The organism is Zobellia sp. B3R18 (assembly GCF_018860715.1).
Taxonomy (GTDB): Bacteria; Bacteroidota; Bacteroidia; order Flavobacteriales; family Flavobacteriaceae; genus Zobellia; species Zobellia russellii.
Genome location: NZ_JAHKQG010000013.1, coordinates 419,795 through 432,856 on the forward strand (window position 1 = coordinate 419,795; position 13,062 = coordinate 432,856).

The window sequence follows — 13,062 nt, forward strand, 5'->3', positions numbered from 1 at the left end:
ACATACAAGCGTATCCATAGACATAACTTGATGCTGAATAAAAAAATAAAATGTAGGAGTAAACCTTAACCGGAAATGGGGAAGTTGGTTGGTTGTGGAGGTTCTTTTAAAACGGTAAAATAACCTAGTTTTAGGTTACTTTCTATGGTTTTAAAATTCGCTAAAGATTTCATTGCCGGAATATGATGAAACACCGGATAAGCTGTAGTAATATGCTTATCAAACTTAAAATCTGCTAATAGCGAGTCTTCTGTTGATTCATTGGTGCCGGAAGCATCAAAAATGGCGTCAATTATATTAATAAAATTATGCTCATGCCTATCAATATCCGTATGATGATGAGTATAGTGGGTATTATTTTCATGAATGGAGGAGTCATGGCCAATTACCGAATCAGGCATTTCCAAAATGTGAGAAACTTCGTGAAAAACAGTGCTTATTTTTTGATGCAGTGGATTTAAAATATAGCACAAAGCGATTATCAACGCTACATATTTTATAAGCGTTGGCTTTGTTGAACGGCTAAAATTTTCTTTTTTGCTCTGCATTCAGTTTTACTTACGGAAACAGGGTACTAAAGGTTTTATTTTTCTAGAAGAGATGTTAAGGTTTCTTCTATATAGGTTGCATATTCTGCAATTGTAGGCATCTCAAATATTTTATTTAAAGGAAAATTATATTCAATTTCCTCGTTAATCCGGGCAGTGACACGTATTGCTGCTAGTGAATGACCTCCTAAAGAAATAAAGTTATCATGTACGCCAACTTTGTTCAATTTCAAGACTTCGGCCCAAATATTCTCTAGTAGTTCTTCTATTTCATTTCTTGGTGCTGTATATGATGTGTCCATAGCCAGCTGTACCGCCGATAGGTTTTTTAAACTTTTCTTATCAACTTTCCCGTTGGAGGTCAATGGCATTTCCTCCAAGTGTTTATACACAGAAGGAAGCATATACGAAGGAAGTTGTTGGGCCAATAAATTTTGTAATTTTTTAATGGACAAGTCTTTTTTACCTGTGTAATAAGCAACCAACTTAGAGTTGTTTTCCCAGTCTGGATGTGAAGGGGTATACCCAATTTCGTGCATGATTCGCAAAACCTCCTTCTCATCAATTACCTCGTTTATTTCTTCAAGGCTTTCGTTTCTAGTCTTATGGCCTAATCGTACATCCCAACTATATGGAAAAGAGTAATTGCTATACCCTAAATCCTTTTTATGGACATAAATACCAACTTGGTTAATAAGGCAGTTCGTAGATCTGCCGGTATCCGTAGGTCTTATCCAGCCTGCTTTCTCTTTTAGATAAACCAGCATTTCTTCTAAACTGACATCACTAAACCTATAAAAATCTACAAATTCTACTTTTTCAAAAACACTTTCGTCTTCAAAAATGGATACATCTAAAAGTCGTTTTACGGCATCCGACTCTTGGTGATATAGTTTTCTTGCTTCTAAAATGGTATCGTCGATTTTTGAGGTGTCCAATTCCTCATCCCAAAAAAGTTCTTCGGTAAGTCGGGTTTCAAAAAACTGACCACGACTTAAACCGGTAACTATAAATGGAATTTGTTTCTCAAGTGCTATTTTGGTGCTCAGGGTATAAATGGTCTTAAAGCACCCATTGCAAACGTTGTGGTGTTGGTTAAGACTATCTACAAATATTTCGTTCATATGGGGTGTTTGTCCATAGATGTGGTCTACGCCCAACTTTTTTACAATACGGTCAACATTTGCTTTTGCCTGTTCGGAAATGTAGCCGTTATCCATGGTGAAAGCTAGAACCTTGAGCCCCATATTAACTAGCCGAGCAAGAACATAGGTACTGTCTTTTCCACCACTTAAAAGTGAAATGCAATCATAACTGCGGTTTTGATTTCTTTTTGATGTTAAGAGCGAAACCAACTGCTCATCATTTTTAAAATAGCGTTCGGTCTTGTCTTTATAGGTCTCGAACGCGGTACATAAATGACAAACCCCATCCTCATCAAAATCTGCCTTTGGGTAGTTAGAAGGTAATCCGCATGTAGTACAGTTTACTACCTCTTCTTCAGGGGTAGTTTCTTTGTTCTCAACTAATACTACTGCACAGTTGGTTATTTCAGGAACCTCAAGGAGGTTACTTTCTATATCCGCAAGTTCTATACGGTATCCTCTAAGTTTTACTTGTTCATCCAGGCGACCAATATATTCAAACTCCCCATTTTTATTCACCCTGCCCAAATCTCCAGTCTTGTACATTTTAGTTTCAGGTGAAAAAGGGTTTTTCTCAAATTTTTCGGCCGTCATGTTAGGGGCGTTGGCATATCCGTCAGATAACCCAGCACCACTTAAATAGAGCTCGCCAATAACGCCATTGGGAACCTGATTTTTATAGGTATCCAAAATATAGGCGTTCATGTTGGAAATAGGAAGACCTATTGGCACGGAACTCGCTGTGTGTTTATCTTGGTCGTATCTTGAGACAATACAGCCCACAGTGGCTTCCGTAGGGCCATATTCGTTATATATTTTTAATTCCGACGGAAATGCTGCCTGTACTGTTTTTGCTAAGCTAGATTTTAATTCCTCACCACCAACAATCATGGTGTCTATATAGGAGGTTTCTAGTTTCTTGTCTTTTAAAAGAGATAGATGGGAAGGGGTGAGCTTAATACAATTTACCAGATTATCCTCTATAACTTTCAACAGACTTACATCCGGCCCGGTAGTGGGTTCTTTATAGATATTGATTCTACCACCACTTACTAAAGGTAAAAGGGTAGAGGTGATGGTCAGGTCAAAACCTATGGACGTAAAAAGCGGAAAAACCGATTTTTGATTAACGTTATAAGCTTCCTTTGCCCAGAAAATATAATTAGACAACGCTCCGTTTGAAATTAAGACGCCCTTGGGTTTGCCTGTGCTCCCAGATGTGTAGAGTATATACGCTAAACTCGTGGGTTCGTTTTGTATTTCAATATCGGTAACCGGTTGTTCTTTAATAATTGAACGTTCTTTTTGGATATCTAGAATGCCAATATCTGGCACCTCTATTTTTGAAATGAGTTCGCTTTGACTAAGCAAAAGAGCGCTCTGAGAATTTGAAATAATGTATTTAATTCGTTCCGCTGGTTGGTCCGATGAGACGGGAATGAATGCTGCACCTGTTTTTAGAACGGCTAATATGCAGATTATGTAGTCTGGACTGCGATAAAAATGAAGAGCCACTCTACTTTGCTTATCAACACCTTTACTTTTTAAATAATGTGCCAGTTGATTGGCCTTTTTGTTTAATGAGCCATAGGTGAGAATTTCATTCCCCGCTTGTAGCGAAACGGAATTTGGATGTTGTTCCTGATTATGTTGAAAGCTACTTAAAATAGACTGAAACTGTGTAGATGATATATCTTCACTATTACATTTTAAAGGTTCAATAGGTAGTAGTGCGGGTTTAAATATGGATTGTTCAAAATCTTCTAAAAAACCGTCTAGGATGTTTAGAAAGTGATTTGGCATTTCTTCTGCGGTAGCTTTTGAAAAAGTGAGGCAATTTGTATCAAAAGCTATTTTGAACGTACCGCTTTTGTTCATGTCATAGACGTGGGTGCGGAGCGCATGATTGCTGTCCATATGATTGGAATGTAGCCATTCGGTTTTTGTAGGAAAGCCGTTAAAATCAGGAAAATCTGCGTGTATGTAGTTTAAAATGGCATTAAAACTAGCATTGGTGTTAGGTGTTGCACAGCCTGGGCTTACATTTCGTAAATATGCATTTGTTTCAACTTTAACTCGGTTAAAAAGACTGATGAACGTATCATCTTCATCAATTTCAATCACTAGGGGGAGAACTTCAATAAAAAGCCCTGCAGTTTTCTGAAAATCCCGGGTAGGACGATTATGTGCTGGCGCACCAATTGCTATTTTATGTTGTCCGCTTACCCGGTGAATATAGCTGAAATATAGCGTGAGGAATATGTTAAAGAGTGTCAGGTCTTCCGTCCATCCCCTAAACTCAGGTTGTTTTGCTAAATCCCGTAACTTCTGAGAACGTTCGGCTCCAAGGTGAACATACGTGCGCCTGGCTTCGGTACTTTTTTTAAGTTTTTCTCCGTAAAATTGAGGTAGCTCTAATGTATCTTTTGTTTTATCTATCCAATAGTTTTGGCTATCAGCACCTGGTTTGGTTGTAATCTGGTCGTTTTCATATTTTATATAATCTGAAAACGATGGAAAATCTTGTAATGGGGCGGTTACCTTTTCCAATTCGTTTTGGTAAAAGGAATTCATCCGATTATAAAGAATGGAATTGGATACGGCATCCGTCACCAAATGGTGAAGCTTTAAAAACCAAATGTAGTTGTTCGGGCCGGTTCTCAATAGAGCAGTATGAAATACCCTTTTTGAAATATCCATGCGCTGCAATGTACGTTGGTAGAGCCATTCATCAACAGTAATATTATCATTACTACTGGTAAAGTCTACAAGTTCCAATGAAAAATCTATTTCATTAAGAATGGTCTGTATTGGATTTCCTTGTTCTTCGGAAAAGACCATCCGAAGTATATCTGTCGCATTGATAAGTTTTTGAAATGCCTTTTCGAATAGGGTATGTTCTATTTCTCCTTCTACTTCAAAGGTGTATACCACGTTGTGAAGCGGAACATTTGGATGCATTCGCTGACCGGCCCAAAGTGCAGACTGACTTTTTGTAAGAGGTAGAAATGTATCTTTTTGATTACTCTTCATAATTAAATCTGCTTCGTGTCGGTATCTTGTTTGCTGTCTATAAATCTTAGCATGTGGTTTATGGTCATGAAATTTTCAATGGTCATCTCCTCTGGTAGTACCTTTATGGCTGCTTCGGTTTCAATAAAAAGAATCAACTGTACCATTCCAATAGAATCAACAAGTCCAGACCCCAAAAGGTCTTCATCAGCCTCTATTTCTTCAATAGGTTCTGAGGCTAATTTATTTTTGATGTACGATACTATCTTGTCTTTCATATTTGGTTTTCTTCCAATAATTTACCTATTTCTTTTCGGCTTATTTTTCCGGAACTGGTTCTTGGAAAATCATCCATAAATTCTATGGTTTTTGGAACAGCATAGGAGGGAAGTTCTATTTTACAGAACTCCATGAGATAGGTAAGGTTTATACAGGAATCTTTAGAAGGTTTTATTACCGCGGCCAGTTCTTGTACTTCCTCTTCTTTTCCTAACACCAGAACCGCTACTTCTTCAACATCTTTATATTTTAATAAGGTTAGTTCTATTTCGTCCAACTCAACGCGATAGCCTCTAAGTTTTATTTGCCGGTCATTTCTGCCTAAAAACAATATTTCTCCTTTTGGGTTAAGTTTAACCAAATCACCGGTCTTATAATAGATATGGTCGTATCCTTCCGCTATGGTTACTTTATGAAAGGAACGTTCCGTTAGCGATTTGTTGTTCCAATACCCTTGCATCATAGTTGCGGAGCGTACTGCTAACTCTCCAGGTTCATTAGAGCTTACATCATTATTGTTTTTATCAAGTATTTTAAACTCGGTGTTGCTCCAAACATTACCAATAGGAATAGGGTCATCTGTTTTAGGAGGCTCCGGTAGATGGTAATAGGTACAAAGAATAAGTTCTGCCGGACCGTATAGATTACTGAACTTGGCATGCGGCCATTCGTTCATGAGTGCTCTAAGGTGTTTAGTGATAAAAACCTCACCGGCAAAAAGCACCCATCGTAGAGAACTGAAGTCATTTTTGCTTAATGTACCACTATTTAAAAGCTGGATTAACATAAGCGGAACGCTATACCAGACTGTAATTTTTTCATTTGCTATAAGTGCACTTAGGCTTGCTGGCATTTTTAAATGGGCATCTGGAACAATAACCGTAGTAGCCCCAACCAATGGAGCTACAAAATAGCCAAAAGTAGAAGGGTCAAAATGAAGCGGAGCGGGATTCCCAAAAACATCATCAGAGTTAAAGCCGTAAGTGTCAGCAGCAATTTTGGCCAAGCTCAGGGCACTGTAATGCGTATGCATAATACCTTTTGGAACTCCTGTAGAACCAGACGTATAAAGGATAAATGCTAAATCTTGCTCCAAAATATTGGGCGCAATGAAACCATTAGTTGAAACCGAGAAAATCTCATCCCATGAAGTGGATTGCATTGTGTTTTTAAGGGTATCTCCAATAATTGTTTTTATTGGACTTTGCTCGTTCAGCAAGTTGTCTATCTTTCTTCTTTTTGTAGGAGTGGTTACCAGACACGTAATTCCACAATCATTTATAATTGCAAGTGTTCGGTTAATTGGGGTAAAAGGGTCTAAGGGAACATAGACAGCTCCGGCTTTTAAGATTCCGTATACTGCAATACAGGTTTCCAAACATCTGTTCATATATATACCAATACGGTCACCTTTCTTAATACCTAATGAGATAAGGTATGAGGCCAGTTGATTGGTTTTTATGTGAAGGTCTCCATAAGACATAGCCTCCTCCAAATAGCGAAATGCTTCACTTTGGGGTGATGCAGTTGCTACACTTTCCAAAAGCTGTGGTAGTGTATAAGTTGATTTCAAATTCACGGTCTAGTTGATATCATACCACAAACCATGAGGACTTCAAACAATGTTGAAACCTTCTGATTCATAGCATGGCTAAGTTAATTTATGATTTGGAGCTTATCAAATTAAAAACTAATTCAATAACTGATTTACACGTCGATCGTCGAAAAATCCTGACTTTTACCTAATGTTTTTTAAATTAAATTGATATTGGTAACTGTTTTACTGTTTATTAATGATTAAATCAGTTTTGGGTGGTTTGCTATAAATATTTGTAGTGGCCCGAAAAAAGAGCTCCTTTTGTTCCTGAAAAGCGGGCCATATTTAATGGTTAATTTTTGAAAATACCAATAACGACCAGACTAAAAAATAATTTTCTATCTTGAGAACGCTATGAAAAAACTATTACTGCCATTAATCTTTGGCCTATTTCTGCTGTTGCCAATAGTAACGTTTGGCCACCAACCAAAACAAAGTTTAATATATCTTCGGATTTATGAGAAGACTGGAATAGAAGGTCGTTTTGAAGTAAATGCTCACGAACTTAATAGTGTTTTTGGGCTGGATTTAGGGTTGCACCCGAGTATAGAACAGGTAAGGCCATTTCAAGAAAGAATTCAGGCTTATTTATTCGAAAATGCTAAATTTTCATCTGAACTAGCAGACTATACAATTGTCTTTACGGGAGAGATTACAAAACTAAACCTGTCTTATGGAGACTTTATCAATTTTCATTTCCGTCTTGAAAATTCAGAAAATTTACCTGATAGCTTAACGTTGGATTACAACGCTTTTTTTGATGAAGACCCGTCACATATGTGTCTTGTGGCAATGGAGTATAATTGGAAGGCGGGTCTCATTAATAATGAGCATATTGTAGCTCTATATTTATCGGAAGGGGAACGTAATGGAACGTTTTCTATCAAAGAAACTTCTCTGTGGAAGGGTTTTTTGGCTATGGTGCAACAAGGTGTGTGGCACATTTGGATCGGAATGGATCATATCCTATTTTTAGTAGCTCTAATTCTGCCATCTGTGGTACGAAGACGCAAGAAAGAGGGAGTCACAGGCGAAGCTATTAATACTACTAAGTCAGGTTTTTGGGGCTGGGAGCCGGTTAAGAGTTTTAGACCTGCTTTTATGTATATCCTTAAAATCGTTACCTTTTTTACCATTGCCCATACAATTACCTTAAGTCTTGCATCTTTAGAAATTATAACATTGCCTTCTCGCGTGGTGGAATCAATAATAGCATTTTCCGTTGGCCTTGCAGCTTATCACAACATCAGGCCTATATTTAAAGGAGAAGACTGGGTTATTGCTTTTGTTTTTGGTCTCTTTCATGGGTTTGGTTTTGCCAGTGTATTGGGAGATTTAGGTTTTAAAGGTGAATACCTTTCATTGTCTCTGGTTGGATTCAATATAGGGGTAGAGTTAGGTCAAATTGCTATTATCGCACTGATTTTTCCAATTCTTTATCTTATTAGAAACAATAAATTTTATACAAGACTCCTACTTTGGATTTCCATTGTTTTAATTGTTATATCTGCTTATTGGTTAACAGAACGTGCTTTTGACATTGATTTACGTCTGGGTAGTTTCATCAATAAAAACATACTATATCCTGTTGCGCATTTTTTTGGTTTGAAGTAATAACACCCAAGATTTAGCATTTGGAAAAAAGTGATAAAAATAATTCGTTATTAAGCCGGTGGAAAAATCGCGAAGAGAAGGAGGTTGTTTTAACAACCATTCCCAAGGCTCCTGATACAAGCTCGGCGCCCTTGTCTTCAGGGCAACAACGTATATGGTTTCTTCAAGAGTTGTATAAAGACAACCCTTTTTATAATTATTCAGAGGCACTTACTTTTCAAGGAGATTTAAAAGTTGAATGTTTAAAAGATAGTCTTGAGCATATATTTTTAGTTAATAAGGTTTTAAGGTCTTATTATCCAACTGTTAGCGGTAGTCCTATAGTTAAAACACATAACAATGTTCCTGAAATTAAGGAATATGATTTTAGTCATTTAACGAAATCTGAAGTAGGAAAAGAAACAGAGGCGGTTATGCGGCAACAGTCATCACAGGTGTTTGATTTGTCCGTTCCAAGTCTGGTAAGGGTATCCTTAATTAAGCTTTCTGTAAACAAAACGCTTCTGTTTTTTACCATGCATCACATTATAATAGATGAATGGTCTATAGATGTTTTAAAACAACAATTAGCAGACACGTACCTGAAATTATTATCCGGACAATCGTTGGATATTCCAGATGAAACTCTTCAATATTGTGATTATGCATATTGGGAACGAAACACACCAATTGATGAAAAACAATTGGAGTATTGGAGAAAATCGTTATCGGGAGATTTACCTATTTTAAATCTGCAAACAGACCGTACGAGACCGGCGAGACCATCTTTTAAGGGGAAGCAACAAGCCTTGCCACTAGACAAAGAGTTGTCTTCGGACATATTGAATACATCAAAACAACTTGGCACAACACCCTTTGTTTTCTTGCTTACCGTGTATTACATTCTTTTGTATAAGTACTCGGGACAGTCGGATATTTTGGTAGGAACCCCCATTGCTAATAGGAGTTCCAAGTCTTTGGAGAAAGTGCTTGGGTTTTTTATCAATACAGTGGTTTTGAGAAGTAGGGTAGAGGATTCCAGTAGCTTTTTAAACCTAATGGAAATTGTAAAATCCAATACGCTCTCAGCTTTTTCCAACAAAGAGATACCCTTTGATGTATTGGTAAAAGAATTGAAGGTTGAACGGTCTTTAGCGGTAAGTCCCTTTTTTCAAGTAATGTTCTTATACCATTCAGCTACGGCCACACCTTCTTTTGGGACTGATTTACATTTAGTAGATGAAACTGAATTTGATACCGAGGTTTCTAAATTTGATTTAACGCTGTCCATCTCTGAGTCAAAAGGAACTCTTTCTTTGGCTTTTGAATATGATACGGACTTATTTGAATCTACTACTATTTCTCGTTTTTTATCGCATTATAAAATGTTATTGAATGGGGTAATTACAAACCCTAATGAATCTATTGGTCAACTTCCAATGATGACCATAGAGGAGAAAAAAGTATTGTTCCCCCAAGTTGTAGAAGGCAGAAATCATTTCAAAACTTATCCTGGAATTCACAATATTATATCTGATGTATCACATCAGATTCCGAATCGTAATGCGTTGACATTTAACAATGTGTTCTTGTCTTATGGAGAATTGGATAGGCGGTCAGGAATAATTGCTGAAGCCATACTCCAAAAAACAAAGAAGCGAAACGAGATAGTAATGCTTTGTATGGATAGGTCAGTTGAAATGATAGTTTCTTTATTGGCTATTCTTAAAGCTGGGTGTGCCTATCTGCCTATGGACCCCAATTATCCCATGGAAAGGTTAAGCTTTATTTTGGAAGATGCCAATTGCAATATTGTTGTGACACATAGTAGTCTCACCAAAGTTCTTGATGGCACTAACAAGAATACTATTTTAGTTGATACCGTTGATTTTGATGTGGAGTTAGATGTTGTTCTGCCCGAGGTAAAAGAAGACGATTTAGCCTATGTTATTTATACTTCAGGAAGTACAGGAAAACCTAAAGGTGTACCCATAACCCATAAGAACATTATCAATTCAACAGCAGGGAGATTGGATTTTTACCCTAAAAATCCGAGTGCTTTTTTGTTAATGTCCTCCATTTCGTTTGATAGTTCCAAAGCTGGAATTTTTTGGACACTTTGTACAGGAGGCTATCTTATCCTAACCGAAAATAGAATAGAGCAAGACCTTACTCAAATAGAGGGGTTGATAGAGAAACACAAGGTTAGCCATACCCTTATGCTTCCTTCTTTGTATAAAGTTTTACTGGAGCATGGAAGTACTACAAAACTAAAAAGTCTGGATACCGTTATTGTCGCGGGTGAGGCCTGCACGCGTTCTTTGTGTGAAATCCACTATAAAAACCTGCCCTCGGTACATTTGTACAATGAATATGGGCCTACGGAAGCCACAGTTTGGTGTCTTGCGCACAAGGTAGAAAAGAGTAATAGCTTAGACGATGTGCCCATTGGTAGGCCGGTTGCTAATGCAGAGGTGTATCTTCTAAACGAAGCTAAGCGTATGGTTCCCTACGGTGCAGTTGGGGAAATCTATATAGGAGGTCCAGGAGTGTCTAATGGGTATCTTAATAGAGCAGACCTTACTGAAAAGGTGTTTGTAAAGAATCCGTTGGGAGTAGGCTCTGCTACAATTTACAGAACGGGTGATTTAGGCAGGTACCGGAATAACGAAACTATTGAATTTTTAGGAAGGGCAGACCATCAAGTTAAAGTACGCGGTTTTAGAATTGAGCTGGATGAGGTAGAGAAAACCATATCCGAATACGATAAGGTGACTGCTACAGTGGCCATGGTAGAGGACAACAAACGTTTGGAGGCCTATATTACGGTTAGCAGTACAGTTGAGGAAAGGGCACTTAAACTGTTTTTAAAAGAGAAGTTACCCGAATATATGGTGCCATCTAGGATAATAGAAGTGGGGGAGTTTCCACTTTTGCCTAATGGTAAGGTAGATAAGGTAAGTCTGTCTCGTATGAAACCTTCCGTAGTGCGCGGCACTGTTGTAGAAATGGAACATCCGTCTACAGAGCTTGAAACAAAAATGGCAACTATTTGGAAAGAAGTCTTGGATCTCCCTTCAATTGGTTTACATGAGAATTTTTTTGATATAGGGGGAGATTCTATATTGAGCATACAGGTTATTTCAAAAGCGAAATCGGAAAAAATAGAGGTGTCTCCCAATCAATTGTTCCAGTATCAGACTATTGCTGAGCTTACTCGACATATAGAAACTGAAAAACAAAAGCGGGCAGAAGCTTTTGACACCTCAGAATTTAAGCATTTAGTGGCTATTCGTTCCGGAGGAACAAAACCTGGCTTATTTTGCTTGCACTCCGGTGGCACCCATTTCTTTTATTACAATCAGTTTGCAAAACATTTGCATCAAGACCGTCCGGTTTATGCACTGCAGGCATCGGGTCATGAAGATAAACTTGTACTGCATAGAAGCGTCCATCAGATGGCGATTGATTTCATAAAGGAAATTAAAAAAGTACAACCCCAAGGGCCATATCACTTTATAGCGTATTGTTTCAATACGGCCATTGGTATGGAGGTTACAAGATTGTTGAATGAAATGAATGATTCGGTAAATCTTGTCATAGCAGACACTATGGCGGACTACCTTAGTCTGTTTGCTCCGTCGCAGACCAATGTTAGGGCAACGGCATTTTTAAAGAGGCTAAAGTCGGACCCGGTAAAAGCAGTTCGTAGTTTTGTTAGGTCAAAGTTGATGCTGCCGCTCAAGGAAAAGTACAAGTCTTTCATGAGCAGTGGTAGTCAAAGGCTTGTCCGTACGTTACATGATAATCATATCAAATTATATAGACAGTACAACTGGAAGCCCGTAGATAATGATATACAATTACTGCTAACTGATAAAAAAGAGGTGAATTTCAATGAGAAAGTAGTGGCTTCATGGGAAAAGATGACGAATAAACAGGTTATTGTTGTTTCCGTGGAAGGTCATCATGACAAACTTTTTGAAGATGCTTTAAATGCCGAGAAAACGGCGGCCAGTATAGATACGTGTATGAAAAATTTTGAGACTAGCAGAAAAACAGGCTGAATGGAACCCTATGGAGTTATCTAAAACCGAAGCACACGTATGGTCTTTTAAGACAAGTGATTTTCATGAACTTGACTATTTGCAGTTGCTATCTCAGGATGAATTGGAGCGAAGAAATAGGTTTAAGTTTGAAAAGGATAGAAAAGTATATGTCCTGGCCAGAGGTCTCCTTCGTGTCTTGTCCGGGGGATATTTACAAATTAATTCGGCTCAAATAAATTTTAGTTATAACGAATTTGGAAAGCCATATTATTCCCATTCCACACCCTTGCGCTTTAACATTTCCCATTCAGGGGATAGTATTGTAATAGCCTTTACCAATACAGGAGAATTAGGGGTAGATGTGGAGCGAATAAAAAATGATTTTGAGGTAGCTAAAATAGCGGAAGGTTTCTTTTCTTCGGATGAAATTTCGTCTTTGTTGGCATTTCCGGAAGAGAAAAGAACTCAGGTTTTCTTTAATTGTTGGACGCGAAAAGAAGCCTTTATTAAGGCTAAGGGAGTTGGACTCTCTTTTGATTTAACCTCCTTTTCTGTTTCTATCGCTGATCAGGCCCCGGAACTTTTAAGAACTCAATGGGATTCTAAAGAAAAGAATACTTGGAAGCTGTTTTCGTTCAATAATTTAATAGGGTATTGTGTGGCCTTATGTGTACCGGTATCGGTACAGAAAGTTTCTTGTTTTGGTCTGAAGCATTTTAATGATTCTTTTTAGGATTAATTTTTAAGTAATTGTCCTGTAGTTGTTTGTCTTTTAATATAGCAACTAGTCGATTAAGTGATTGCATCTATTGCTTGTCTATTTTTTAAGCCTATTTTTA

The 13,062-nt window shown here is 37.7% G+C and carries 7 protein-coding genes; 3 read left to right on the forward strand and 4 right to left on the reverse strand.

Annotated elements, in window-relative coordinates; translation table 11 throughout:
- Positions 1–65: 65 nt before the first annotated feature.
- Genes KO513_RS16275 through KO513_RS16290 form a run of 4 tightly spaced genes read right to left on the reverse strand, consistent with a single transcriptional unit; the run spans position 66 to position 6,557 of the window.
- The gene (locus tag KO513_RS16275; RefSeq protein WP_215914305.1) at positions 66–548 is read right to left on the reverse strand and encodes a hypothetical protein; all 483 of its coding nucleotides are present in this window, start codon (positions 546–548) and stop codon (positions 66–68) included.
- A gap of 35 nt (positions 549–583) precedes the next feature.
- A complete protein-coding gene (locus KO513_RS16280) occupies positions 584–4,726 on the reverse strand; it encodes a non-ribosomal peptide synthetase (protein WP_215914306.1) in 4,143 nt (1,380 codons plus the stop codon).
- 2 nt (positions 4,727–4,728) lie between these two features.
- Positions 4,729–4,983, reverse strand: a complete 255-nt coding sequence (locus tag KO513_RS16285) for an acyl carrier protein (protein ID WP_215914307.1) — start codon at positions 4,981–4,983, stop codon at positions 4,729–4,731.
- Positions 4,980–6,557, reverse strand: a complete 1,578-nt coding sequence (locus KO513_RS16290; protein ID WP_215914308.1) for an amino acid adenylation domain-containing protein — start codon at positions 6,555–6,557, stop codon at positions 4,980–4,982. Before KO513_RS16290 ends, KO513_RS16285 begins: the two co-directional genes overlap by 4 nt.
- A 378-nt stretch (positions 6,558–6,935) precedes the next feature.
- On the opposite strand from KO513_RS16290, the gene KO513_RS16295 reads away from it, so the two are divergent.
- Genes KO513_RS16295 through KO513_RS16305 form a run of 3 tightly spaced genes read left to right on the forward strand, consistent with a single transcriptional unit; the run spans position 6,936 to position 12,956 of the window.
- Entirely contained in the window at positions 6,936–8,195 is a 1,260-nt protein-coding gene (locus KO513_RS16295; RefSeq protein WP_215914309.1) for a HupE/UreJ family protein, read from the forward strand.
- 20 nt (positions 8,196–8,215) lie between these two features.
- Positions 8,216–12,241, forward strand: coding sequence for a non-ribosomal peptide synthetase (locus tag KO513_RS16300; RefSeq protein ID WP_215914310.1), 4,026 nt, complete (start codon positions 8,216–8,218; stop codon positions 12,239–12,241).
- Positions 12,242–12,251: 10 nt separating this feature from the next.
- On the forward strand, positions 12,252–12,956 hold the full coding sequence (locus tag KO513_RS16305; RefSeq protein ID WP_215914311.1) for a 4'-phosphopantetheinyl transferase family protein: 705 nt from the start codon (positions 12,252–12,254) through the stop codon (positions 12,954–12,956).
- Positions 12,957–13,062: the final 106 nt, after the last annotated feature.

Bases quoted from the DNA above. Each gene is read 5' to 3' on its own strand.
- KO513_RS16275 (WP_215914305.1), bottom strand. From the start codon at position 548: ATGCAGAGCAAAAAAGAAAATTTTAGCCGTTCAACAAAGCCAACGCTT.
- KO513_RS16280 (WP_215914306.1), bottom strand. From the start codon at position 4,726: ATGAAGAGTAATCAAAAAGATACATTTCTACCTCTTACAAAAAGTCAG.
- KO513_RS16285 (WP_215914307.1), bottom strand. From the start codon at position 4,983: ATGAAAGACAAGATAGTATCGTACATCAAAAATAAATTAGCCTCAGAA.
- KO513_RS16295 (WP_215914309.1), top strand. From the start codon at position 6,936: ATGAAAAAACTATTACTGCCATTAATCTTTGGCCTATTTCTGCTGTTG.
- KO513_RS16305 (WP_215914311.1), top strand. From the start codon at position 12,252: ATGGAGTTATCTAAAACCGAAGCACACGTATGGTCTTTTAAGACAAGT.